Origin of the sequence: Phyllobacterium sp. CCNWLW109, assembly GCF_037203905.1 — a bacterium.
GTDB lineage: Bacteria > Pseudomonadota > Alphaproteobacteria > Rhizobiales > Rhizobiaceae > Phyllobacterium > Phyllobacterium ifriqiyense.
Window position 1 is genome coordinate 170,903 of the sequence record NZ_JBBCBK010000003.1, and the last position, 22,371, is coordinate 193,273.

The window sequence follows — 22,371 nt, forward strand, 5'->3', positions numbered from 1 at the left end:
AAGGAAAGGTTGGCGCCTTCTATCAGCCCCAGTCTTTCCCGTCGACCTTCAATTCCAATAGGTCAAACGCTTTCCAGCGCAGGCGTGAATTCATCTGCAATCATGAACGGCTCAATGGCAATGCGTTTGGTATCTTTGACAGTCACGAAACTGTTCGGAGGAACCGGCATCCAATTGCCTGCTTCACCGTCAAGAGGCTCAGAAACAACGCATAAACCCGCATTTGGCGAAAGCGTTGCGGTATAAAGGGACGGCGCAAAGCGATCTGTTGCATAGCGGACCGCATAGAGATGCTGTCCATCGGAAAAGGCTGCTGTCAGCCGGATAAAGGCGGGGACGCCGATACGCTCCGCTTCGGCTTTGATTGTATTGACCGTTGCAGCAAGAGACTGCGCGGGATGCTGATCAAGGCCATGTTGCAGCATGAGCAAGAATATCAGTTCGGAATCTGTCGAACCCAGTTTCTGCGCATAAATTGAGTCATCCAGACGAGACTCCAAACCACGTCGCAGCCTGTCAAAATGGCCAATCTGCCCGTTATGCATGAAGCTCCATTTTCCCGAAACGAAAGGATGGCAATTCATACGGCTAGTCACCCCGCCGGTCGATGCCCGAACGTGAGCCAGGAAAAGATGCGACTTGATCTGACGGGAAAGACTTCGCAAGTTCTGATCGGACCATGCGGGGAGAATATCGCGGTAAAGCCCAGGTTCGTCACGCGCACCATACCAGGCCACGCCAAAACCATCACCATTGGTACGCGTTTTGGCCTCGTGCGCATCATGGCTTTGCGCAATCAGCGAATGGCAGGGAGAGGCAATAACATCTTCAAGAAACAGTTCAGGTCCAAGATAGGCAGCCCAACGGCACATGAATCACCCGATTTCGTAACATAATATTATCTGTAACTGCACTTGTGCGAATCGCCAGCACGCTGCTGGGATAATAGCAGATTATGTGCAAACAATGGGCCCAGCGCATCTTGTCAGTTGACGGTGTGCGCTGACTGGTGAAAAAGGTCTCTTCATGTCACAGAAAATCGATTCCGCTCACCCGAAAAACCCTGCACTCGGCCTGGTCCGCCTTGACCACGCCAAGGGGCTGGACCTGCCCGCCTACGAAACATCCGGCTCTGCTGGCATGGACCTTCGAGCTGCTGTTCCGGAAGACAGACCATTGCTGTTGCTTCCGGGAAAACGGGCATTGGTTCCCAGTGGCCTGATCTTCGAAATCCCGGCCGGATATGAGGCGCAAATCAGACCTCGCTCGGGTCTCGCTCTGAAACATGGAATTACCTGCCTCAACACGCCAGGTACGATTGATTCAGATTATCGCGGTGAAGTAAAAGTGATACTGATCAATCTGGGCGATGACGATTTCTACGTTGAGAGGGGCATGCGCATTGCGCAGGTTGTTCTTGCACCGGTTGTGCAGCTCAACGTTGAGGAGCGACAGCATGCCAGCGAAACGTCACGTGGCTCTGGCGGATTTGGCTCGACAGGTACTGCATAGCAATTAGGAGGGTACCATGGACAAAGGCAAAACATTTCGTCTGTTGCATCAAGGGCCAGATGTGTTGCTGATGCCCAATCCATGGGATCCCGGCACTACAAAGTTTCTTGCTTCACTTGGCTTCAAGGCAATGGCGACCAGCAGTGCAGGCTTTGCTTTTTCTCGCGGCCTTGCTGACGGGGCCATAACATTCGATGTCATGATGCAGCACTGCCGCGACCTTGTTGCCGCCACGGATCTTCCTGTATCCGGCGATCTGGAAAAGGGCAAAGGCGACAGCGCGGACAGTGCTGCCGAAACAATCTTTGCAGCGGAAGCTGCAGGGCTGGCAGGTTGTTCAATCGAAGATTTCTCCGGGGATCCCGACAAGCCCGTCTATGAGTTTTCCCATGCCGTCGAAAGGGTCGCCGCAGCCGCTGAGGCAGCCCGTGCTTTGAAGCGCGATTTCGTCTTTACCGCGCGTGCCGAAAACTTCTTGCGGGGACAAAATGATCTGGATGACACGATCAAGCGTCTTCAGGCATTTGAGGAAGCGGGAGCGGATGTCCTTTTCGCCCCGGGTATTTCCGACCTTGAGAGTATCAAAATTCTTTGCGATTCAGTCTCCAAGCCGTTGAGCGTTTTGGCTCCTCCTTCGCTGACAGTTAGCGAGCTGGCGGCAGCCGGCGTGAAGCGGATTTCGCTTGGACCAAGGCTCACGACAGCTGCGTTCAGTGCTATCCACGACGCTGCCCGACAGGTGCTCGACAAGGGTACATTTGAATTCGGCACAACAGGCGTAACATTTGGCAATTTACAACAGCTCTTCTCACAGGGTGCAACCAAGGAAGTCTGAAGTATGGCCCGTCCAGACCTGGTGATTTTCGATTGTGACGGCGTGCTTGTCGATACCGAAACCGTCGGCAATCATCATCTGGTCAAGATGCTTGGGGAAGCCGGTTTTAAAACCAGCTTTTCCGAACTCCGCAAAACCTATACCGGCATGCCGATGCGGGCGGTTCAGGAGAAGGTCGAGGCCTTGGGCTATTCATTAGGCGATGATTTTGTCGAACGTTGGTATCGAGCTATTCCCGTTATTTTCGAGAATGTAGAGGCCATCCCCCATATCGAGAGTGTTATTGCTGCTGTTAAGGACGCGGGGCTTCCCTATTGCGTTGCATCCTCCGCCAATGTGGAGAAAATGCACATCACACTCGGCAAAACCGGGCTGATTGATCATTTCGAAAATGTTCTTTACAGCGCATCAATGGTTGCGCGCGGAAAGCCCTTCCCTGACTTGTTTCTCCATGCTGCTGCCAAGATGGGGTATGATCCAAGCCAGGCTGTCGTGATTGAAGACAGTGTGGCAGGAACGGTGGCCGGGATAGCAGCGGGCATGCGCGTATTTTCCTATTGCGGCGATGAGCATGCCGATCATGAAGGCCTGGCTGCAGCAGGCGGCATACTCTTTGACGACATGCGAAAACTTCCTGCCTTGCTGGAAATCAGCTGATGAATAGTCCCCTGAAAGTGATTGATATGCACACGGGTGGCGAACCTCTGCGTATCATTATTGATGGCTATCCCAAGCTGCCAAAGGGAACCATTCTAAGCAAGCGGGCCTATGTTCGAGATCGGCTCGATCATCTGCGGAAGATATTGATGTTCGAACCACGCGGTCATTTCGATATGTATGGCGCGTTGCTGGTTGATACCGATCTTCCCGATGCCGACCTCGCTGTGCTGTTCATGCACAATGAGGGTTATTCTACCATGTGTGGCCACGCCATTATTGCGCTTGGCCGTTATGCCGTTGACTATGGTCTCGTGGCCAAGGTGGAGCCAGTAACCACCGTTCGCATCGAATGCCCTTGCGGTATGGTCGTCGCTTCCGTGGAAGTTCGTGACGGAAAGTCTGGCAGCGTCTCGTTCGAAAGCGTTCCGGCCTTCCTTTTTGCAAGCGACCAGATCGTCGACGTTCCGGATTTCGGCAAGATCAGTTTTGATGTGGCCTATGGCGGCGCTTTTTATGCTCTCGCCGATTGCCATCAATTCGGCCTCGAATTCGGACGCGACGCCGCCTCTGCATTTAAACATGCTGCCACAGTGCTGACCAAGGCCGTGAAAGAAGCAGTCCCGCTTGATCATCCCGATCACAAGGATTTGGCATTCCTTTACGGTTCGATTTTAACCGATGGTGCCGACGAGTGGAATGAAGCGCCGACGAAAAACGTCTGCATCTTCGCTGACGCACAGCTGGACCGTTCCCCGACAGGTTCGGGTGTTACGGCCAGGCTTGCGGCAATGCACGCCAAGGGGCAGATTGTTAAGGGCACAGCCCGGATATTCGAAAGCATTGTCGGCTCGCGCTTTGCGGGTTTTGTTGAGACCACGACGAAGGCGGGGCAGTTTGATGCAATAACCGCGCGTGTTTCCGGGCATGCTTATTACAGCGGTATGGCCGAATTCATCGTTGAAGATGGCGACCCGCTCGGAACTGGATTCCTTATTTCCTGAAGATTCTAAATAGTAAACCATATGGTTGACTATCTTTTGTTGCCGTGATACTAAACCACATGGTTGAATTTCATACATCACATCTCGACGCCGTATTTCATGCGCTTTCCGACCCGACACGGCGGGCGATATTGCAGCGACTTACAGCGGGCGAACATTCTGTCAGCGATCTGGCAACGCCCTTTCAGATGTCCCTGGCAGGGGCATCGAAACATATCAAGGTTCTGGAGAGTGCCGGCCTCGTTCGACGGCGCATCGAAGGCAGAACCCATATCTGCCAACTTGAAGCTGCCAAGCTCGCGCAGGCGCAACAATGGTTGAGCACTTATGAGAAATTCTGGACCGCAAGGCTTGATGATCTTGAAGCTATCCTACGCCAGGAAGATGCAGCAGCATCAAAGTCTGCAACCGGGAAAGGAGGAGAATGAAATGAACGAGCACCTTGGAAATAATACCCTCGGCGTCGTCACTGCACCGGGAACCGTTTGTATCAAACGGGTGCTGCCGGGTCCCGTCGAGCGGGTGTGGGCTTATCTGACTGAATCGGACAAGAGGCGTAAATGGCTGGCGAGAGGGCCCATCTCCAGCTTCGTCGGAGGCGATGTGGAACTGACCTTTCACCATTCAGAACTATCGCAAGATCCCGTACCCGAGGAATACAAGAAATATGAGGGTCATACGAATAAGGGGAAAGTGACACGCTATGATCCTCCGCATATCCTCAGTTACACATGGCCTGATGGGCCAAACGAACCTTCGGAGGTGACATTCGAACTTGCCGCCCTGGGGAATGATACGCAACTGACGATTACACATACACGCCTTGCAAGCAGAAATTCCATGGTCAGCGTAGCGGCTGGCTGGCACGTCCATCTCGCGGTGCTGATTGCCCATATGGAAGGGCGGCAGGTCAAGGATTTCTGGGAAAACCACAGTCGTATTGAGCCGGAATACCAGCAGCTCATTGGCAATTGAACAAGCATCTTATGGGAGAGAAAATCATGAGACCTTCTTATGAGGGAAGCCACAATATTGCGATGAAGGTTCCCCCTCATCAGTATGAGGCAACAGTCGCATTCTACAGGGACATCATCGGTTTGGAGCCACTGACGAACCATCTGCCCCATGTGGGCTTTCATTTCGGATCAAATCAGCTTTGGATCGACAAGGCACCCGGTCTCAGCCAGTCCGAGCTTTGGCTGGAAATCGCAGCTGACAATGTCGGCGCTGCCGCCGGACATCTTTCTGAGGCAGGTATCATGCGTTGCGACGAAATCGAAGAATTGCCGGAAGGGCACAAGGATTTCTGGATCACCAGCCCTTGCCAGATCATTCATCATGTGTCGCAAAAGGGCGAAGGCTGGTAGCTAGAGCAAAATTTTCTCTAGCGTTCAAACAGCCTTTCATGCAGCCAGACGGGCTCACCTGTATAAGTGGTTTCCGCGATTTTGCGGAAGCCATTTTTCTCGGCAATCCGGCGCGAAGCGATATTGTCCGGCGAGATGATGCAGCGTGTGCTTGTGGCCTTGAAGAAACCCGTTCCCCAATGAAGCATCTTTTCCAGCGCTTCATTGCCATAACCCTTGCCGTGAATCTCTTGCGATAATACCCATCCCATCTCCGGCGTGTCACCGAAGGGTGGCTCGATTTCTCTGTTGAAATTGGCAAAGCCGACATCGCCAATATAACGACCGGTCGCCTTCTCTTCCAAGGCCCAGAAACCATAGCCAATCGCATGCCACATGCCGATATATTGCAGCAGACGTCCCCATGAGCGCTCGCGCGTGGACGGCTGCCCCGAGATATATTGATAGACTGCGGGCTGGGTCCAAACTTCATGCAGCGCTTCGAAATCATCCTCGCGATGACCACGCAGGATCAACCGTTCGGTTTCAAGAACTGGGACGGAAATTTTGGTCATGCTCAATTCCAATAACTAGAAAACTTTTACCAGAACATCGTTGGCATGACGTTCACTTTCAAGCACAAAATCCACCGTGCCGATCTTTTGAAACAACTTACGTTGGTAAAACCTGTAAGCCGGCAAATTCTGCTGATTCACCGTGAGCCATGCCTGGCGATGGTCATGCGATTGACATGCTTCAACGGCGTGATTGAGCAGGGCGCTTCCAATGCCGCAACCAGCGAAATGTTCCTGTACATAAAGCGTCTCTATTTCCGGCTGGCCGATATGACGAATTGGACATTCCGCTTCAAGATTGAGCCGGACATATCCAACGAGGTGATTTTCCACCTCTGCCACGTAGAGCTGTTTTATTCGGCTTTCTATTTCTCCGGCAAAACGTTCAGCAGTAAACTCTGCAAAGACATAGCGCGAGAAAACGTCCCGGATACCCGCCTTGGCATATGTGTGCAGCCATACTTGAATGGAGAGCGCGGCGAGATTTTGCGCATCGGAATGCAAAGCTTCGCGAATGACAATCTTCATGCTTCAAGCTGCTGCAGAGCCGTGGCGATCTTCTGAGCAAGACGCTCCGCAACTTCCTCCTTGCTCATGTCCGGCCATTCTTCAACGCCTGTATGGGTCACGATGCGCACGGCATTCCGGTCGCCTCCCATAACGCCCTTGGTGTGACTTACATCATTGGCAACGATCCAATCGGCGCCTTTCTTGTCGAGTTTTTTTTGCGCATTAATCAGCAAATCCTGCGTTTCCGCTGCAAAGCCGACAACCAGCCGCGGGCGCAGTTTACTATGCCCTACTCCTGCCAGAATATCCGGATTTTCCACCATCTGCAGGGCGGGTGCTTTTTCGCCCGGGTGTTTCTTTATCTTTTCATTCGCTTCATTCGCATATCGCCAGTCTGCGACTGCAGCCACCATCACGGCAGCATCCGCAGGCAGAAGCTGCTCGACCGCATCACGCATCTCACGGGCGGATTCCACATGAATCACTGAGACACCTTCGGGATCCGGAATAGTGACCGGGCCGGATACCAGCCGCACTGTAGCACCAAGACGTGCAAGAGCTGCGGCAATTGCATGCCCTTGCTTGCCCGACGAACGGTTGGCGATATAGCGCACCGGATCAATTGGCTCATGCGTCGGGCCGGACGTCATTATGATAGTCTTCCCGGACAGTGGCTTTGGCGTGTTGCCGAGTAGTTTTTCGATAGCACCCACGATTTCCATCGGTTCCGCCATTCGCCCTGCGCCACTCTCGCCGCTTTCTGCCATTTCGCCCCTGTTGGGGCCGATGAAACGGATGCCATCCTTTTCCAATGTGGCGCGATTGCGCCTGGTCGCGGCGTGATTCCACATCTTCGGGTTCATTGCCGGGGCAATCAGCACGGGCTTGTCCGTCGCCAATAAGACGGCACTGGCAAGATCATTCGCCAGACCATTTGCCATCTTCCCCATAAGATCAGCCGTTGCCGGAGCCACAACAATCAAATCGGCTTCGCGTGACAGGCGGATATGGCCGACATCGTGCTCGTCTTCCCTGGAGAAAAGCTCGGTGAATACTTTATCCGCCGCCAGCGCACCCACGGCCAGAGGCGTTACGAATTCTTCGGCAGCCTTGGTCAATATGGGGCGAATTTTAGCGCCGCGTTCCCGCAGGCGCCTGATAAGATCAAGACACTTATAAGCCGCTATGCCGCCGCCTATGATCAGAAGAATACGCCGCCCCGCAAGCGATCCTGAAGCGGTTGAAAGAGCATGTGGCAAAGTCGCTGGAGTTGACGGCTCATTGTCAAGTTCACCAAGAACAAGCCGGACTTCTTCTTCCATTGAGCGCCCATTCAAGGCCGCGCGAAGTCGCAATCTTTCCTTGGTGGCGTCATCCAGATTTCGGATCGTTATGCTGGCCATTTGATTGCACTCCACAAGAGAACGATTGCAAATGTGCAATCATTGCAATCAACTTAGCGCAAATTCTGTTAAGATAAAAGCTCGTAGGTTATAATGACGAAGCAAATTGCAATCACCCAGAGGGCAATTCGGCCTGATCGTGTGTGCCGCGCTTCGGCCTTGCCGATGGCATGGGCCGTCTGATCATCAAACCGCAAACCCTTTTCGGCCATGCGATCCAGTTCAAGCGACAACCTGTCAGCACGTGCTACCAGATCAGGCGCTTGACGCGCCAGATGCAACAGGGACAACGCACCCTCGCGCGCGTCAACAAGAATACCTTGCGGACCCAGATTGCGTTTGATCCAGTCGCCAACGACAGGCTCGGACGCTTTCCACATGTTGAAATGCGGATCGAGCGTACGTGACACACCCTCGACAACAACCATGGTCTTCTGGAGCATAACCAGTTCAGGGCGCGTTTCCATGTCGAAAAGTTCCGTTACCTCAAACAGCAAAGTAAGGAGCTTGGCCATTGAAATGGTTTCGGCAGGCTGGCCATGAATGGGCTCGCCTATCGCACGGATCGCTTGGGCAAAGCTTGCAACATCATGATGATGTGGCACGTAGCCAGCCTCGAAATGCACCTCGGCTACACGCACATAATCACGGGTAATAAAGCCATAGAGTATCTCGGCAAGAAACCGGCGCTCCTTCTTCCCGAGTCGGCCGGTAATACCAAAATCCACTGCAACAATATTGCCGTCAGCATCGACAAACAGATTACCCGGATGCATGTCCGCATGAAAGAACCCATCGCGCAGTGTATGACGCAGGAATGACTGGATCAGAGTTTCGGCGAGCTTGATGAGATTGTGGCCAGCGGCGCGCAACCCTTCAATGTCCGACATTTTGACACCGTCGATCCACTCAAGCGTCAGCACGTCGCGCCCTGTACGCTCCCAATCGACGGCTGGCACCCGGAAGCCCGGATCATCTTTCGTGTTTTCACCAATTTCTGAAAGAGCCGCGGCCTCAAGGCGCAGATCCATTTCAATACGTGTGGTCTGCGCCAAGGTGCGCGTTACTTCGATGGGCCGCAAACGGCGGCTTGCCGGAACGTAACGTTCCTGCCAGCGGGCAACCAGAAAGAAGCTCTCAAGATCATTGTTAAAACGTTGCCGAACACCTGGACGCACAACCTTGACGGCAACCTTTTTGCTTCCTTCACTGGTTTTCACATAAGCGGGATGCACTTGGGCAATAGACGCCGCAGCAATGGGTGGCTCAACATTGACAAAGAGATCGTCGACCGAGCGGCCCAACGATCCCTCAATCGCTTTGATCGAGGCCTCCATCGGAAAGTAGTCGAGCTGGTCCTGCAACAGTGCCAGATCATCGGCGACCTCAGTCCCGACGACATCGGGGCGGGTTGCCAGGAACTGGCCCAATTTTACGTAGGATGGCCCAAGCTTGTTGATGGCCCGGGACATGCGCTCCGAGCGGCGCGCCGTCAGCGCACGGCGGCGAGCGAGAAGGCCTGCAATCTTGTGCCCAAACGCGGGAATACCGCTCAAACCATCAGCGGGAAGTGCGGCTATTACGCCCTCACGGGTCAATATCCACCCGGCTCGCATCAAGCGAAATGTTGCTGCAAAACTACTCATTCAGAAATCACAACTTCCAGCCGGAATGCAGCGCCGCAATGCCGCCGGTGAAATTGCGCCAGCTCACTCGCTCAAACCCGGCTTTGCGGATCATGTCAGCAAAATCCGACTGTCGCGGAAACTTGCGAATGGACTCCACCAAATACTGATAGCTGTCGGCATCACCTGTTACGGCCTTGCCGATCTTTGGAATGGCATTGAAGGACCAGGCATCATAAAGCTTGTCCAGAACAGGCAGTTCAACTTCGGAAAACTCAAGGCAAAGGAAGCGCCCGCCTGGTTTTAACACGCGATATGCTTCAGACAGGGCGCGATCTATATGCGGGACATTTCGAATGCCGAATGCGATTGTATAGGCATCGAACCTGTTGCTTTCAAACGGAAGCTCTTCCGCATTGGCTTCAACGAATTCGGTATTTTCGGCGAGGCCTTTTTTGGCAGCTCGGTCTTGACCAACCCCAAGCATGGAGCCGTTAATATCCAATACCGTCGCATGCGCATTGCGCCCGGATGCCTCCACAATCTTGAACGCAACATCTCCCGTGCCACCAGCGACGTCCAGCACCTTCCAATTTGCGGTTTTCGACGGGGACAGCCATGCAATCATCGAGTCTTTCCAGACCCGATGAAGACCGCCTGACATAAGGTCGTTCATGACATCGTAGCGCTTGGCTACCCTATGAAAGACGTCATTGACCCGGGTCTGTTTTTCGCCGTCGCTCACATCCTGAAAGCCGAAGGATGTTTCCATGCCACCCTGTGCACCGGTGCGTTGCTGGTTCATTTTCTTACCTGCCTGTATAATTCGCCGGAACCATAGAATATTGAGACGCAGAAGACCATCGCCTGTTGCGCGACAAAACTGTGCGTCTCCAGCACACACGCTTTGCGATCAGGCTCATCAACAGATAAGGTCGGGCAAGTTCAGTTTAAAGGAATCCCCATGGGCGTGACCATCGTTTCCCACCCGCTTGTTCAGCACAAGCTAACTATCATGCGCGACAAGGACACCTCCACCGCCGGATTTCGACGGTTGCTGAAGGAAATATCCCTGCTGCTCTGCTACGAAGTGACCCGCGATCTGCAACTGACAAATATCACGATACAGACCCCGCTGGTGGAAATGGAGTCGCCGGTCATAGAAGGCAAGAAGCTGGTCTTTGCATCGATCCTGCGGGCAGGAAATGGTTTGCTTGAGGGCATGCTGGACCTTGTGCCTGCGGCACGCGTTGCACATATCGGACTATACCGCGATCACGATACGTTGCAGCCAGTTGAATATTATTTCAAGGCACCGGAAGATATCGTCAACCGCCTCATCATTGTCGTTGACCCCATGCTTGCAACGGCCAATTCAGCAATTGTCGCAATTCAGAAATTGAAAGATCGCGGCGCCAGCAATATCCGCTTCCTTTGCCTGTTAGCGGCGCCAGAAGGAATCAAGCGCTTTACCGAAGCCCATCCGGATGTGCCGGTTTTTACGGCTGCCATAGACAGCCACCTCAATGAAAAAGGCTATATCGTTCCGGGGCTCGGCGATGCTGGCGACCGCATGTACGGCACGAAGTAACTACGCGCCAATGCGGCGCAGGACCGGGTTGACTGTTCGGGGCTTGCGATCCGTAAAACCATAAGCTTTTTCGATAGCAAGCGCCGCAGTCTTCGCATCATCCTGCGTGCGGGCATGGACCCGCGCAATTGGCTCACCCTTCTCCATTTTAGCACCGATGGGTTGTAGCGCTGTGATCCCGACAGCGTGGTCAACGGGGTCTTGCGGTCTGATACGGCCACCACCCAGCGCCACGACTGTGACGCCAATGGCACGGGTATCAATGGATGCAACATAACTCGCAACAGGCGCACTTACTTCGACTGTGATGGGCGCTCTCGGCAGATAATGATCGAGCTTTTCGATAAAGTCGCTCGGCCCGCCTAGACCAGCAACCATGCGTCCGAACACTTCTGCAGCCTTGCCGCTGTTGAGTGCTTCCCGCGTCTTGTCTATTGCGGCCTTCAGATTTGGCGCAAGCCGTGCAGATAAGAGCATTTCTCCAACGAGTGCCAGTGTGACACTTTCCAATCGGGTATCGCGACGATCACCCGTCAGGAAATCAACAGCATTTTTGACTTCAACCGCATTGCCAGCGGCCAAAGCAAGCGGCTCATTCATGTCAGTCAAAAGCGCTGTCGTTGGCAGGCCTGCGCCGTTTGCCACCTCGACTATACTGGTTGCCAAGGCCACCGCGTCGCGGTTTCGGGCCATAAAAGCACCATTGCCGGATTTCACGTCAAGGACGAGCGCATTCAACCCTGCAGAAAGTTTCTTCGATAGTATCGAAGCCGTTATCAGCGGAATGGATTCCACCGTCGCTGTAACGTCCCGGATGGAATAAAACCGCTTGTCTGCCGGTGCAAGATTGGCGGTCTGGCCAATAATGGCGCACCCCACTTCCCGCACAACTTTCCGGAACAGAGTGTTATCCGGCTGGCTGATGTAACCGGGGATCGAATCCATCTTGTCCAACGTCCCGCCTGTATGACCGAGACCTCTGCCTGATATCATCGGAACATAGGCGCCGCAGGCAACTGCGAGTGGTGCCAACATCAAGGACACATTGTCCCCAACGCCGCCGGTTGAATGCTTGTCAACAACGGGGCCGGGTAAATCCGACCAATCCAGCACATCCCCTGAATCGCGCATGGCGAGGGTGAGTGCCACTGCTTCCTCGCGTTTCATGCCGTTGAAAAAAACAGCCATGGCGAAGGCCGCAACCTGACCATCGGTAATGGAACCTGCGCTCATGGCATTGACGAAGGCGGTGATATTGGCTGCACTCAGTGTCTCGCCGTCGCGCTTGCGGCGGATAATTTCTTGCGGCAGCTCCATTGGCTAACCTATTTCCTGAATAAGAGAGCGGATGATCTTCTGCAAACGCGCACCACCCTGCGGAGCAACATCCTTGGTCTCTTCATGCGACAGTTCCGCCCCGGTCATTCCAGCACCGAAATTTGTGATGACTGAACAGGCCGCCACGCGCAATCCATAAAACCGCGCGAGAATGACCTCCGGCACTGTCGACATGCCCACAGCATCTGCACCAAGAGTCCTTGCCATACGAATCTCTGCAGGCGTTTCGAATGATGGCCCCGAGAACCACATATAAACACCTTGCGCCAATTTCTCGCCAACTTCACTGGCAGCAATGATCAGGGCATCTTTCAATTGCTGATCATAGGCTGTTGTCATGCCGACAAAACGTTTGTCAGACGGCTCACCTATCAGCGGATTCAGCCCTGAATAATTAATATGGTCGTCTATAAGCATCACACTGCCCGGTGCCAAATCATGACGTATCGAGCCCGCCGCATTGGTTAGAATAATGCTCTCAATGCCTATTTCAGCAAGCGCCGCAATTACCGGGCGCATAACAGAGGCATCACCCTTTTCGTAATAATGCGCCCGCCCTGCGAGCATCAGGATCGGCTTGCCCGAAAGATAACCGGCAACCACCTCGCCCGCATGGCCTGAAACGCCACTATGAGGAAAGCCTGGCAGATCCGAATAAGGTATGTGGATTGCATCTTCGACCGCTTCAACCAGCGAGCCGAGGCCGGAGCCGAGCACCAAAGCAATACGAGGGGCAAGACCGTTCAGTTTTTGGATGAGCGTGGTCGTGGCTGGCGAAATCATGCAGCACCTTTACCGAGCACTTCCGCTTCAAAACCGAAAGGGAATATTTCTTTCATTGTCAGGGTTTGAATGATCCCGTCATTGTCGCAAAGATGGAGCAGCGTATCGGGGCCAGCAAACTCGGCCAACCGTTGGCGGCAACCTCCACAGGGTGTGCATTTTGCCTTTTTTTCGGCCACGACAGCGATCTCGGTAATCGTGCCGCCACCACCCATCACAAAATGCGAAAGCGCAGTTGTTTCGGCGCACCAGCCTTCCGGATAGGAAACCACTTCAATATTGCACCCCGAATAGATACGCCCGTCACTGGTACGCAGTGCGGCGCCCACCGGAAATTGCGAATAAGGCGAATGGGTTTTCTGCATGGCGGCGAATGCCGCATCAAACAAGTCCGTACTCATAGCTATCTTTCCTTGACATAGGCAACACCGCCAGCTTTTGGCGGAATTGCCTTGCCGATGAATCCGGCAAGCAGAATTATCGTAAGAATATAGGGCAGCGCCTGCATGAGTTGCACCGGCACCTCACCGATCAACGGCAGAGTCTGGCCCTGAAGACGGATGCCCAAAGCGTCGAGGAACCCGAATAGGAGGCAGGCATACATTGCCTGGACTGGACGCCATTTTGCAAAAATCAAAGCGGCAAGGGCAATATAGCCTTTGCCTGCGGTCATATCCTTCACGAAGCCAGCGCCTTGCGCTGTGGCGAGATAGGCACCGGCAACACCACACAGAATTCCGCAGCAAATGACCGCGCGATAGCGCAGCCACGGAACTGAAATACCCGCTGTGTCAACGGCCGCCGGATTTTCACCCACAGCGCGCAAACGCAGGCCAAAACGTGTGCGATAAAGCACCCACCATGTCAAAGGCACCAGCAGGAAAGCAAGATAAACGAGGATGGAATGGCCGGATATGAGTTCAAAATAGATCGGTCCGATGATCGGAATCTCACGCAAAGTTTCGGCGCCGGGCAGATTGATCGCATTGAACCGCGCAGTGTTCGGCAAAGACGGAGTCCGTCCCCCCTGATGAAACCATGCCTGTCCAAGAATAACTGTCGTTCCCGCTGCAATGAAGTTTATTGCAACGCCCGAGACGATCTGATTTCCCCTGTGGGTGATGGAGGCAAAGCCGTGCACAAGGCCTAAAGCCACCGACACGGCAATGGCAGCTAAAAGGCCAAGACCAGCAGAACCGTACCATGTTGCAACAGCGCCCGCTGCAAAAGCACCGGCAAGCATTTTGCCTTCAAGGCCGATGTCGAAGATGCCAGCACGTTCGGAATAGAGTCCTGCCAGACAGGCGAGCAGCAAGGGAGCCGACAGGCGGATCGTCGAATCGAACAATTGCAGGATGGTGATGAAGCTTTCCATTACTGGCCACCTCCAGCAATAACGGGCGCTGTCTGGTCTTTTTTAAGTGAAAAGCCATGGAAAATGCGCTGCAAGGTTGGCCGGAACATGTGTTCGAGTGCCCCAGCGAAAAGAATGACCAGACCTTGAATAATCACGATCATGTCGCGTGAAATATTTGGCATATCGAAAGCGATTTCAGCGCCGCCCTGATAGAGCATACCGAAAAGGATTGCCGCCAGCACAATACCGACCGGATGGGAACGACCCATGAGCGCAACGGCAATGCCTACGAAACCAGCCCCCGCAACAAAGTCAAGCTGCAGGCGGTGCTGCGCTCCCATGATCGGATTGAGTGCCATCATACCGGCCAAGGCGCCTGAAATCATCATGGCGATGATGATGATACGCATCTCGCTTATGCCGGCATATCGAGCCGCCTTCGGGCTAAAGCCCATTGTGCGGATTTCATATCCAAGCTTTGTCCGCCAGATCAGTACCCACACCAGAAACGCTGCAATGAGGGATACGAGAAAACTGAGATTGAGAGGGGCGGAGCGCATGTTGAGACCCACAGCGTTCAACAACCATCCAAGGCTTGGCAATTGCCCACCCTCTCCAAAAACGCGGGTTTCCGGCGATTGGATGTTCATTGGCTTGAGAATTTGCACCACGATATAGACCATGATGCTAGCGGCAATGAAGTTGAACATGATGGTGGTAATAACAACATGAGAACCACGGCGCGCTTGTAGCCACGCGGGGATGAGCGCCCACAAGGCACCGGCTATGCCGGAAGCCACAATTGCCAATGGAAAGACGATCCACCATGGCAGGGTATCGCCGAGGCCAAGACCGACGAAAGCAACGCCGAGACCACCAATATAGGCTTGGCCCTCGCCGCCAATATTGAAGAGGCCGCAGTGGAAGGCAACTGCAACGCAAAGCCCGGTAAAGATGAAATTGGTTGCGTAGTAGAGCGTATATCCAACGCCGTCGCCTGTGCCAAAAGCACCCTTAACCATAAGAACCGCAGCTTCGATCGGGCTTTCACCAACGAGCAAGACGACAAGACCTGCCACGAAGAAGGCGACGATGAGATTGATCAGCGGCAGAAGTCCATAATCTGCCCAAGCGGGTAGTTTTGCAAAAGGCTGGCTCATGGCAGGTTTCCGATAATTTCGGTCGATGTCGTGATACGGGCATATTCGCCTTCAAGCACAGAGAGCGCTAAGGCATGCACGTCTTCGGCGACCCATTTTTTGCCCCGGTAGTCTTTGCGATCAATGCTCGCGACAGCATCTTCCGGAACAATCACCTCGAAACCGAGATTGGCAGCCATTCGAACCGTCGCATCAACGGAATTTTCCAGAAGCACGCCCGTGACCACCAGGCTGCGCGCTTGCAATTCATCGAGAACATCCATCAAATCAGTACCAATGAACGCATTGTTTGTGCGTTTGTCGATGACCGGCTCGCCCATCTGCGGGGCAACCTCATCTTTAAATTCATTGCCATGGGTGCCGGGGCGGTACGGCGATGCAGGATCGGTTGAATCATGACGGATGTGGATGACGGGCAGACGGCGTTCACGCCAAGCGCCGAGTAATTCACCTATACGCGCCTCTGCTTCAGGCTGGCCTCGACGCCCCCATTTGGGATCATCAATAGCATTCTGGACATCTATAATAATGAGCGCCTGCGTTGTCATTCAGCGGCCTCCAGCTGCTCTACGCCGGCCATGAGGCAGCCGAGCTCGCCTTCGTCAGCTTCAGCATCCCGCTCTCCAACGATGCGGCCGGCGAACATAACGAGGATACGATCCGACAAAGAACGGATTTCATCGAGTTCCACGGAAACAAGCAGGACCGCCTTGCCCGCATCACGCATTTGAATAATCCGCTTGTGAATGAACTCGATTGCACCAACATCCACGCCGCGTGTCGGCTGGCCGATAATAAGGACGCCGGGGTCGCGTTCGATCTCTCGCGCAAGGACAATTTTCTGCTGATTGCCCCCGGAGAAATTTGCGGTCTTGAGATTGGGGTCACCCGGACGAATGTCGTATTTCTCTATTTTCTTGCGCGCATCTGCTTTGATCGCATCAATATCAAGGAACGGTCCTTTGAGATAAAGCGGATCATCGTGATATCCCAGGATCGAATTTTCATATTCCTCGAATGCGAGGACGAGCCCCATATGGTGGCGGTCCTCTGGCACATGCGCTAATCCGCGATCGCGCAACTCACCCGGATCGGCAGCACCTGTAATATCGATAAGCTGTCCGTCAAGGAGAACGCGGCCTGATACTGCAGCGCGAATTCCGGCAATTGTTTCAATCAACTGTGATTGTCCATTGCCAGCCACCCCAGCGATGCCGACGATCTCACCCGCCCGCACAGTGAACGAGGCATTGTCGACCATGACCACGCCACGACTATCGCGCACGGTCAGATTTTCCACCGATAGTTTCACTTCGCCAGGCTGTGCCTCGCCCTTCTGGACACGCAACAAAACACGCCGTCCCACCATGAGTTCAGCCAGTTCTTCCACCGAAGTTTCGCTGGTTTTTCTTGTCGCTACTACTGCACCTTGGCGCATGACGGATACGTTGTCCGTTGCGGCCATGATTTCGCGTAATTTATGCGTGATCAGGATAATGGTCTTGCCCTGATCCCTCAATTGCTCGAGAATCCGGAAAAGATGGTCTGCTTCGGGCGGCGTGAGAACGCCGGTCGGTTCATCAAGAACGAGAATTTCGGCACCGCGATAGAGTGCCTTGAGAATCTCTACGCGTTGCTGCAGCCCAACAGGCAACTCTTCAATCAGGGCATCGGGATCCACATCGAGTTCATATTCCTGCTCGAGACGCTTCAATTCAGCACGGGCTTTGGCAATACCGTTCTTCAGAAGCGGTGCGCCCTCCACACCGAGCATCACATTTTCAAGGACGGTGAAATTTTCAACAAGCATGAAATGCTGATGCACCATACCAATGCCCATTCCGATTGCAGCATTCGGATCGGTGATCTTGGTCGTTTTTCCATTGATGCGAATTTCGCCACTGTCCGCCTGATAAAATCCATAAAGAATGGACATCAGGGTCGATTTTCCGGCACCGTTTTCACCGATGATGCCGTGAATCGTCCCTTTCTCAATTGTCAGATGAATATCGCGATTTGCGTGGACGGAGCCGAAACGTTTGTCCACGCCAATAAGTTCGATTGCAGCTACGCTCATATCCCCATCCGCTGTTGATCAGCTCTTGTTGTTTTTCGAAGCTTACGACCCTAACACGGGAATTTTTTCTTTCCAGTCAAGAAAAGCAACATTCAACAGCCGCTATCATCTCTTCATACCTTGACGCAATGGCTATCAACTTGTTCAAATATCAAAACGCGGGACAGAAAAAGAAGCAACGGAGACGGGAATGACAGCCGAAAGTAATGACCGCCTTACGCGGCTTGAAATCCTGGTGACCGAGCAAGAACATACGATTGACGAACTCTCTGGTCAGCTAACCGAACAATGGAAAACTATTGAGGCAATGCGGCGCAAGCTGGACGCCCTGACAGATCGTTTTCTTGTCTTGGAAGAGCAGACCTCCGAAGATACGCCCGTAACCAAACCCCCTCATTATTAAATGATGACAAAAGTAGAGTTGCTCGAAAACCACCCCGAACTCGTGCCATTATGTGCGCGCTGGAATTATATAACCTGGGGCCGTGACGGCGGCCGCAGCCGGGAAGAAATCATTGATAGCTTCCTTGGTTTTCTTAATTCTGAAAGTCGCCAGAAAGCACTTGTCGGCTTTGTGTCCGGCTTGCCTGTGGGCCTGTCATTGCTGATCGACAACGATCTTGAAACGCATCCTCATCTGCAGCCTTGGCTCGCAAGCCTGTATGTTACGCCGGAAATGCGCTTGATCGGCGTTGGCAAGGCCATGGTAGAAGCAACGGAAAAGATTGCACAACAGCAAGGCCATCAGCAGCTTTATCTCTATACGTCTGAGACCGGCTACTATGAACGTATAGGCTGGCAAAAAATAGAAGAGCTAGACGGTGAGAATGCCGGAATGTGGATAATGAAAAAGCCATTAAAAAAGCCGCCGATGATCTGACCGGCGGCTTTTTTCAACTTTGATGCGTCGTTTTATTTGTACGGGCAAGCATTATCTGAAAAATAGCTGTGCACCTTCACCTTGCCGGAGATGATATCGGCCTTGGCGGCTTCGACAGCTGCCTTGATATCATCCGTCAGAAGCTTGGCATTGTTCTCGTCGGCAGCATAGTCAACACCGCCTTCTTTGACGCCGAGATAGCTCACACCGGCAGTAAATTTGCCGTCGGCACCATCCTTGAAGGCGTTATAGGTGGCGACATCAACACGCTTGAGCATCGAGGTCAGAACCTTGCCCGGATGCAACCCGTTCTGGTTGGAATCAACACCAATGCTTAGCTTGTCGGCATCGGCTGCCGCCTGAAGAACGCCAATACCAGTGCCACCCGCTGCAGCGAAAATGACATCAGAACCCTGATCCATCTGTGATTTGGCGATCTCGCCACCTTTTGACGGATCATTCCAGGCAGCCGGCGTATCACCGGTCATGTTCTGGATGACCTTGGCATCCGCATTCGTCGCTTTAACGCCGCCTACATAGCCACAGGCAAAATTACGGATCAACGGAACGTCCATTCCGCCAATAAAGCTGACAGTACCAGTCTTGGAAGCTTTGGCAGCTATGACGCCGACGAGATAGGAACCTTCATTGTCGTTGAATATGACCGAACGAACATTGGGCTGTTTAACTTCAGCATCGATAATAACAAATTTAGTATCGGGGAATTCCGTGGAAACCTTTTCAATCGCGGCAGCAGCGGAAAAGCCTGCAATGACGATCGGCGAATTGCCATCCGATGCGAATTTGCGCAGCGCTTGTTCGCGCTGAGCTTCGTTCTGGATTTCGAATTCGCGATATTTCACGCCGGAATCAGCTGCATATTTTTCAGCGCCATTGAATGCAGCTTCATTGAATGATTTATCGAATTTGCCGCCCAGATCATAAATCAAAGCGGGTTTGTCGTCCGCAGCGTTCGCTGCTCCAAGTGATATCAGGGGCAATGCCGTAGCAGCCAGGAGACCAAGAACAATACGCTTCATTTTATAGCAACCCTCTGGATTTTGTTTGAGGACACAACTTTCCACTGTGCCCTAGACCATTGCGGCGAGGCATTCAACCCGCCGCACCTACGTCAATCTTGCATGCCATTAAGCAAAATTCACGCGGAATTTTGCCAAGTGATCAAAATTCAGATCGAAACCCGTTTTACCCAGGTTAATTCACTGCTCTGGCACTCGGTATCGGGCAAGAGACTCCTGTTCCACGCAGCCCGCAATAACCGTCGGGATTCTTGGCCAGATATTGCTGATGATAGTCCTCGGCATAGTAAAATATCGGTGCTTCGAGAATCTCGGTGGTGATAGTTCCGCGACCTTTGGCCGTTAGTGCGCTTTGGTAATCAGCGCGGCTTGCCTCAGCCACAGCCTGTTGCTCTGGTGTGAAAGTATAGATTCCGGAACGGTATGTTGTACCGACATCATTGCCCTGCCGCATGCCTTGGGTTGGGTCGTGCTCTTCCCAAAATATCGTCAACAGCTCTTCATACGAAACGATCGCCGGATCGAATACCACCAGTACCACCTCGTTGTGGCCGGTCAGACCGGTACATGTTTCCTGATAGGTTGGATTTGGTGTAATTCCGCCAGTATAGCCCGCGGCAGTCAGATAGACGCCAGGCACTTGCCAGAACAGACGTTCAACGCCCCAAAAACAACCCATTCCGAACATGGCGGTTTGCAGATTGTCAGGCCAAGGGCCTTTTAATGGGCGCCCATTAACAAAATGCGTTTCTGCGGTTGCAATTGGCGATGAACGGCCAGGCAAGGCCTGCTCTGCCGTCGGCATTTCGGATTTCTTGCTCAGCATGCTGAATATAGACATTGCGTTACCTCCGGTGGATGGGCTTCGACGATGCTTCAGCGGGCAGCGAACCTGCCTGTTTTGTCGGCGCGTCTGTAACCTATCGCGTATAACAACAGCGCGAGAAGAGCGAAGACGAGAACTGTAGGCGCGTCCAGTACCCAAAGCATCAACGGGTCCCAGAATATGCTGTATAAATGGGTTCTGATGCTTGTTTCGACAAGTGCAAAAGAGTTGGCTGAAACCGATTGCCAGCTATCTCTCAGCGACGTGATGACCAGGTTGGATGCGCCAACTGATCTGGCGGCATCCAGCACAGCGGCAATAATAGCCAGGCTAAGGCAGATATAGGCTAAAAGCCTGAAAATAAGACGTAGCAATATTCTTCTCCAAGGGCGAAACGTCCTTCACCTGAAAGGATGTTGGATCGCTTGATCTTCTATCCTCTAACGCAAAACCCCGGAAACCGGAATCGCTTTTCTGGACATGATTGCGATCCGTTGCGACGTGAACAGAATTGCGCGCCGTGTGCCTCCGAGGAGCCGTCAGCCATATCTATACCTATAACCCATTGTAATTAAATGATAAAACGATGATTTTGCCGCGAATCAAAAATATATTGAATTAGGAGTTGAACAAGTGCTTGTTCTGGCTATAGTGCGCGCCGCACAGGGTAGCTGCCGACTAACCATCGTATAGCGCTGTGTCTGTATCGAAGAATGAGTGGCCGATGGTTGACGGTGCTCTTGCAGCCGGTCTTTTCGGTTGCACATAATTAGCCCGATCAGCTATGTGCTGGGCGTATTGCGGAGAGGTGGCCGAGTGGTTGAAGGCGCACGCCTGGAAAGTGTGTTTACGTTAATAGCGTAACGCGGGTTCGAATCCCGCTCTCTCCGCCATTATTCCAATTTTATGCAGAACTATTCGTTAGTTGACGGCATCCAGCTGGCCGTCACTCAGAATTTGATCGAGTTCTGAAGTTGTGGGGAAAGCGGAGCGTGTACCAACTTTCGATATAGTGATTACCGCTGCATGAGACGCATGTTCGAGCGCTTTTCTATCGAGCTGGCAGCCGCGTTTTAAAGATGATGCCAAAGCGACGGACATGAACGTATCGCCAGCTCCGGTCGTATCGACAACCATACCAGGTGATGCAGCCACTACGATAGTTTCCCGCCTGTTCACCAGCAAGGCACCTTCACTCCCCAAAGTTAGAACCACCTCTTGAATTCCTTTTTGCAGGAGATATTTGGCGGCAGCTTCACCTTCAGCACCTGTTAAAGCCTGCGCTTCCCCGCGATTGAGAAACACTATATCCACCAACGCCCAAATATCCGAGAAAAATGAGCGCTGTGGCGACGGATTGAAGGCGGTGATCATGCCAAGCGATTTAGCGAATTGAAGAATTCCTACCGTCGCCTCGTGGGAAAGATTTCCCTGCAGAACCGCAAGATTGCCTGGTTTGGCTTCCGCCAGAGCGGGCGCAACGTGTGAAGCGCAAAGCCTTTGAGCAGAGTCCGTTGTCGTAACGATCGCATTTTCTCCGTCTGGCAGGCGGAAAATAAGAGAAATGTCGCTCGATATCCCCTCGATGCTGATGAGTTCGCTGGTCAAGGGCTCCCCCTGAAGATGTTTGCGGATCGTAGCAGCTCTCGAGTCCTGCCCCACCGGAGCCACAAGTACCGTGGGAATGCCGCAGCGCGCCATTACGACAGCCTGGTTTGTCCCCTTTCCTCCGAGATCGTGCGCGCCCACATGCCCAAGGATCGAAGCGCCGGAGATAGGAAGCTCATCGACAATGATCGTTTCATCCATGGCAATATTGCCGATTACATAGGCACGCATGCGGTCACTTCCT

27 protein-coding genes and 1 tRNA gene are annotated in these 22,371 nt (G+C 53.1%); 11 read left to right on the plus strand and 17 right to left on the minus strand.

Annotated elements, in window-relative coordinates:
- Positions 1 to 62 precede the first annotated feature (62 nt).
- Complete coding sequence (locus tag V9K92_RS11360; protein WP_307282061.1) at positions 63 to 872, minus strand: class II glutamine amidotransferase; 810 nt, start codon at positions 870 to 872, stop codon at positions 63 to 65.
- A gap of 154 nt (positions 873 to 1,026) precedes the next feature.
- On the opposite strand from V9K92_RS11360, the gene dut reads away from it, so the two are divergent.
- From dut to V9K92_RS11395, 7 genes are read left to right on the plus strand one after another with little or no spacing between them, the layout of a single operon-like run.
- Complete coding sequence (gene dut, locus V9K92_RS11365) at positions 1,027 to 1,512, plus strand: dUTP diphosphatase (RefSeq protein WP_307282058.1); 486 nt, start codon at positions 1,027 to 1,029, stop codon at positions 1,510 to 1,512.
- Between the two features lie 16 nt (positions 1,513 to 1,528).
- Positions 1,529 to 2,347 carry an isocitrate lyase/phosphoenolpyruvate mutase family protein gene (locus tag V9K92_RS11370; RefSeq protein ID WP_115054741.1) on the plus strand — a complete coding sequence of 273 codons (819 nt, stop codon included), beginning with the start codon at positions 1,529 to 1,531 and terminating at the stop codon, positions 2,345 to 2,347.
- A 3-nt stretch (positions 2,348 to 2,350) separates the two neighbouring features.
- Complete coding sequence (locus V9K92_RS11375; RefSeq protein WP_337354031.1) at positions 2,351 to 3,004, plus strand: HAD family hydrolase; 654 nt, start codon at positions 2,351 to 2,353, stop codon at positions 3,002 to 3,004.
- Entirely contained in the window at positions 3,004 to 4,008 is a 1,005-nt protein-coding gene (locus V9K92_RS11380) for a proline racemase family protein (protein WP_337354032.1), read from the plus strand. The genes V9K92_RS11375 and V9K92_RS11380 overlap by 1 nt, the downstream gene beginning before the upstream one ends.
- Positions 4,009 to 4,067: 59 nt before the next feature.
- Positions 4,068 to 4,436 (plus strand): ArsR/SmtB family transcription factor, encoded by a 369-nt coding sequence (locus V9K92_RS11385; RefSeq protein ID WP_115054738.1) that lies wholly within the window; start codon positions 4,068 to 4,070, stop codon positions 4,434 to 4,436.
- A 1-nt stretch (position 4,437) separates the two neighbouring features.
- Positions 4,438 to 4,983 (plus strand): SRPBCC domain-containing protein, encoded by a 546-nt coding sequence (locus V9K92_RS11390; protein WP_115054737.1) that lies wholly within the window; start codon positions 4,438 to 4,440, stop codon positions 4,981 to 4,983.
- Positions 4,984 to 5,009: 26 nt separating this feature from the next.
- On the plus strand, positions 5,010 to 5,375 hold the full coding sequence (locus V9K92_RS11395; protein ID WP_115054736.1) for a hypothetical protein: 366 nt from the start codon (positions 5,010 to 5,012) through the stop codon (positions 5,373 to 5,375).
- A gap of 17 nt (positions 5,376 to 5,392) precedes the next feature.
- On the opposite strand, the gene V9K92_RS11400 is transcribed toward V9K92_RS11395, so the two are convergent.
- From V9K92_RS11400 to ubiE, 5 genes are all read right to left on the minus strand, one after another.
- Positions 5,393 to 5,929 carry a GNAT family N-acetyltransferase gene (locus tag V9K92_RS11400; RefSeq protein WP_115054735.1) on the minus strand — a complete coding sequence of 179 codons (537 nt, stop codon included), beginning with the start codon at positions 5,927 to 5,929 and terminating at the stop codon, positions 5,393 to 5,395.
- Between the two features lie 15 nt (positions 5,930 to 5,944).
- Complete coding sequence (locus V9K92_RS11405; protein WP_307282040.1) at positions 5,945 to 6,457, minus strand: GNAT family N-acetyltransferase; 513 nt, start codon at positions 6,455 to 6,457, stop codon at positions 5,945 to 5,947.
- Complete coding sequence (coaBC, locus tag V9K92_RS11410; RefSeq protein WP_337354033.1) at positions 6,454 to 7,842, minus strand: bifunctional phosphopantothenoylcysteine decarboxylase/phosphopantothenate--cysteine ligase CoaBC; 1,389 nt, start codon at positions 7,840 to 7,842, stop codon at positions 6,454 to 6,456. The genes V9K92_RS11405 and coaBC overlap by 4 nt, the downstream gene beginning before the upstream one ends.
- 68 nt (positions 7,843 to 7,910) lie before the next feature.
- Positions 7,911 to 9,488 (minus strand): 2-polyprenylphenol 6-hydroxylase, encoded by a 1,578-nt coding sequence (ubiB, locus tag V9K92_RS11415; RefSeq protein ID WP_307282035.1) that lies wholly within the window; start codon positions 9,486 to 9,488, stop codon positions 7,911 to 7,913.
- 7 nt (positions 9,489 to 9,495) lie between these two features.
- Positions 9,496 to 10,272: a bifunctional demethylmenaquinone methyltransferase/2-methoxy-6-polyprenyl-1,4-benzoquinol methylase UbiE gene (gene ubiE, locus V9K92_RS11420; RefSeq protein WP_115054731.1), complete on the minus strand. Its 777-nt coding sequence runs from the start codon at positions 10,270 to 10,272 to the stop codon at positions 9,496 to 9,498.
- Between the two features lie 159 nt (positions 10,273 to 10,431).
- On the opposite strand from ubiE, the gene upp reads away from it, so the two are divergent.
- Entirely contained in the window at positions 10,432 to 11,058 is a 627-nt protein-coding gene (upp, locus tag V9K92_RS11425; protein WP_115054730.1) for a uracil phosphoribosyltransferase, read from the plus strand.
- Here the strand turns inward: upp and deoA are convergent, their stop codons facing one another.
- The 7 genes from deoA to V9K92_RS11460 are packed head-to-tail and all read right to left on the minus strand — an operon-like array spanning position 11,059 to position 17,773.
- A complete protein-coding gene (gene deoA / locus V9K92_RS11430) occupies positions 11,059 to 12,375 on the minus strand; it encodes a thymidine phosphorylase (RefSeq protein ID WP_337354034.1) in 1,317 nt (438 codons plus the stop codon). It lies immediately after the preceding gene.
- A gap of 3 nt (positions 12,376 to 12,378) precedes the next feature.
- Positions 12,379 to 13,179, minus strand: coding sequence for a purine-nucleoside phosphorylase (locus V9K92_RS11435; protein ID WP_337354035.1), 801 nt, complete (start codon positions 13,177 to 13,179; stop codon positions 12,379 to 12,381).
- The gene (locus tag V9K92_RS11440) at positions 13,176 to 13,580 is read right to left on the minus strand and encodes a cytidine deaminase (protein WP_115054727.1); all 405 of its coding nucleotides are present in this window, start codon (positions 13,578 to 13,580) and stop codon (positions 13,176 to 13,178) included. The genes V9K92_RS11435 and V9K92_RS11440 overlap by 4 nt, the downstream gene beginning before the upstream one ends.
- Positions 13,581 to 13,582: 2 nt before the next feature.
- The gene (locus V9K92_RS11445; protein WP_115054726.1) at positions 13,583 to 14,554 is read right to left on the minus strand and encodes an ABC transporter permease; all 972 of its coding nucleotides are present in this window, start codon (positions 14,552 to 14,554) and stop codon (positions 13,583 to 13,585) included.
- Positions 14,554 to 15,696, minus strand: coding sequence for an ABC transporter permease subunit (locus tag V9K92_RS11450; RefSeq protein WP_115054725.1), 1,143 nt, complete (start codon positions 15,694 to 15,696; stop codon positions 14,554 to 14,556). Before V9K92_RS11450 ends, V9K92_RS11445 begins: the two co-directional genes overlap by 1 nt.
- Positions 15,693 to 16,244, minus strand: coding sequence for a cysteine hydrolase family protein (locus tag V9K92_RS11455; RefSeq protein WP_115054724.1), 552 nt, complete (start codon positions 16,242 to 16,244; stop codon positions 15,693 to 15,695). Before V9K92_RS11455 ends, V9K92_RS11450 begins: the two co-directional genes overlap by 4 nt.
- The gene (locus tag V9K92_RS11460; protein ID WP_115054723.1) at positions 16,241 to 17,773 is read right to left on the minus strand and encodes an ATP-binding cassette domain-containing protein; all 1,533 of its coding nucleotides are present in this window, start codon (positions 17,771 to 17,773) and stop codon (positions 16,241 to 16,243) included. Before V9K92_RS11460 ends, V9K92_RS11455 begins: the two co-directional genes overlap by 4 nt.
- 190 nt (positions 17,774 to 17,963) lie before the next feature.
- On the opposite strand from V9K92_RS11460, the gene V9K92_RS11465 reads away from it, so the two are divergent.
- Both V9K92_RS11465 and V9K92_RS11470 read left to right on the plus strand, forming a co-directional pair.
- The gene (locus V9K92_RS11465) at positions 17,964 to 18,176 is read left to right on the plus strand and encodes a SlyX family protein (RefSeq protein ID WP_115054722.1); all 213 of its coding nucleotides are present in this window, start codon (positions 17,964 to 17,966) and stop codon (positions 18,174 to 18,176) included.
- Positions 18,177 to 18,653: a GNAT family N-acetyltransferase gene (locus tag V9K92_RS11470; RefSeq protein ID WP_115054721.1), complete on the plus strand. Its 477-nt coding sequence runs from the start codon at positions 18,177 to 18,179 to the stop codon at positions 18,651 to 18,653.
- A 32-nt stretch (positions 18,654 to 18,685) separates the two neighbouring features.
- Here V9K92_RS11470 and V9K92_RS11475 read toward each other — a convergent pair whose 3' ends face one another.
- The 3 genes from V9K92_RS11475 to V9K92_RS11485 all read right to left on the minus strand — a co-directional run bounded on the left by V9K92_RS11475 (position 18,686) and on the right by V9K92_RS11485 (position 20,893).
- Positions 18,686 to 19,693 carry a BMP family lipoprotein gene (locus tag V9K92_RS11475; RefSeq protein WP_115054720.1) on the minus strand — a complete coding sequence of 336 codons (1,008 nt, stop codon included), beginning with the start codon at positions 19,691 to 19,693 and terminating at the stop codon, positions 18,686 to 18,688.
- Positions 19,694 to 19,868: 175 nt separating this feature from the next.
- The gene (gene msrA, locus V9K92_RS11480) at positions 19,869 to 20,534 is read right to left on the minus strand and encodes a peptide-methionine (S)-S-oxide reductase MsrA (protein WP_115054719.1); all 666 of its coding nucleotides are present in this window, start codon (positions 20,532 to 20,534) and stop codon (positions 19,869 to 19,871) included.
- Positions 20,535 to 20,569: 35 nt separating this feature from the next.
- Positions 20,570 to 20,893 carry a hypothetical protein gene (locus V9K92_RS11485; protein WP_115054718.1) on the minus strand — a complete coding sequence of 108 codons (324 nt, stop codon included), beginning with the start codon at positions 20,891 to 20,893 and terminating at the stop codon, positions 20,570 to 20,572.
- Between the two features lie 428 nt (positions 20,894 to 21,321).
- Here V9K92_RS11485 and V9K92_RS11490 point away from each other — a divergent pair.
- Positions 21,322 to 21,412 (plus strand) — tRNA-Ser (locus V9K92_RS11490).
- Between the two features lie 28 nt (positions 21,413 to 21,440).
- Here V9K92_RS11490 and V9K92_RS11495 read toward each other — a convergent pair.
- Complete coding sequence (locus tag V9K92_RS11495; RefSeq protein ID WP_337354036.1) at positions 21,441 to 22,358, minus strand: ribokinase; 918 nt, start codon at positions 22,356 to 22,358, stop codon at positions 21,441 to 21,443.
- Positions 22,359 to 22,371: the final 13 nt, after the last annotated feature.

Bases quoted from the DNA above. Each gene is read 5' to 3' on its own strand.
- V9K92_RS11380 (WP_337354032.1), top strand. From the start codon at position 3,004: ATGAATAGTCCCCTGAAAGTGATTGATATGCACACGGGTGGCGAACCT.
- V9K92_RS11470 (WP_115054721.1), top strand. From the start codon at position 18,177: ATGATGACAAAAGTAGAGTTGCTCGAAAACCACCCCGAACTCGTGCCA.
- V9K92_RS11495 (WP_337354036.1), bottom strand. From the start codon at position 22,358: ATGCGTGCCTATGTAATCGGCAATATTGCCATGGATGAAACGATCATT.
- V9K92_RS11400 (WP_115054735.1), bottom strand. From the start codon at position 5,929: ATGACCAAAATTTCCGTCCCAGTTCTTGAAACCGAACGGTTGATCCTG.
- V9K92_RS11385 (WP_115054738.1), top strand. From the start codon at position 4,068: ATGGTTGAATTTCATACATCACATCTCGACGCCGTATTTCATGCGCTT.
- V9K92_RS11390 (WP_115054737.1), top strand. From the start codon at position 4,438: ATGAACGAGCACCTTGGAAATAATACCCTCGGCGTCGTCACTGCACCG.
- ubiB (WP_307282035.1), bottom strand. From the start codon at position 9,488: ATGAGTAGTTTTGCAGCAACATTTCGCTTGATGCGAGCCGGGTGGATA.
- ubiE (WP_115054731.1), bottom strand. From the start codon at position 10,272: ATGAACCAGCAACGCACCGGTGCACAGGGTGGCATGGAAACATCCTTC.
- V9K92_RS11475 (WP_115054720.1), bottom strand. From the start codon at position 19,693: ATGAAGCGTATTGTTCTTGGTCTCCTGGCTGCTACGGCATTGCCCCTG.
- V9K92_RS11460 (WP_115054723.1), bottom strand. From the start codon at position 17,773: ATGAGCGTAGCTGCAATCGAACTTATTGGCGTGGACAAACGTTTCGGC.
- V9K92_RS11405 (WP_307282040.1), bottom strand. From the start codon at position 6,457: ATGAAGATTGTCATTCGCGAAGCTTTGCATTCCGATGCGCAAAATCTC.
- V9K92_RS11370 (WP_115054741.1), top strand. From the start codon at position 1,529: ATGGACAAAGGCAAAACATTTCGTCTGTTGCATCAAGGGCCAGATGTG.
- msrA (WP_115054719.1), bottom strand. From the start codon at position 20,534: ATGTCTATATTCAGCATGCTGAGCAAGAAATCCGAAATGCCGACGGCA.
- V9K92_RS11450 (WP_115054725.1), bottom strand. From the start codon at position 15,696: ATGAGCCAGCCTTTTGCAAAACTACCCGCTTGGGCAGATTATGGACTT.
- deoA (WP_337354034.1), bottom strand. From the start codon at position 12,375: ATGGAGCTGCCGCAAGAAATTATCCGCCGCAAGCGCGACGGCGAGACA.
- V9K92_RS11455 (WP_115054724.1), bottom strand. From the start codon at position 16,244: ATGACAACGCAGGCGCTCATTATTATAGATGTCCAGAATGCTATTGAT.
- V9K92_RS11465 (WP_115054722.1), top strand. From the start codon at position 17,964: ATGACAGCCGAAAGTAATGACCGCCTTACGCGGCTTGAAATCCTGGTG.
- V9K92_RS11440 (WP_115054727.1), bottom strand. From the start codon at position 13,580: ATGAGTACGGACTTGTTTGATGCGGCATTCGCCGCCATGCAGAAAACC.
- dut (WP_307282058.1), top strand. From the start codon at position 1,027: ATGTCACAGAAAATCGATTCCGCTCACCCGAAAAACCCTGCACTCGGC.
- V9K92_RS11445 (WP_115054726.1), bottom strand. From the start codon at position 14,554: ATGGAAAGCTTCATCACCATCCTGCAATTGTTCGATTCGACGATCCGC.
- upp (WP_115054730.1), top strand. From the start codon at position 10,432: ATGGGCGTGACCATCGTTTCCCACCCGCTTGTTCAGCACAAGCTAACT.
- V9K92_RS11375 (WP_337354031.1), top strand. From the start codon at position 2,351: ATGGCCCGTCCAGACCTGGTGATTTTCGATTGTGACGGCGTGCTTGTC.
- V9K92_RS11395 (WP_115054736.1), top strand. From the start codon at position 5,010: ATGAGACCTTCTTATGAGGGAAGCCACAATATTGCGATGAAGGTTCCC.
- coaBC (WP_337354033.1), bottom strand. From the start codon at position 7,842: ATGGCCAGCATAACGATCCGAAATCTGGATGACGCCACCAAGGAAAGA.
- V9K92_RS11435 (WP_337354035.1), bottom strand. From the start codon at position 13,179: ATGATTTCGCCAGCCACGACCACGCTCATCCAAAAACTGAACGGTCTT.
- V9K92_RS11360 (WP_307282061.1), bottom strand. From the start codon at position 872: ATGTGCCGTTGGGCTGCCTATCTTGGACCTGAACTGTTTCTTGAAGAT.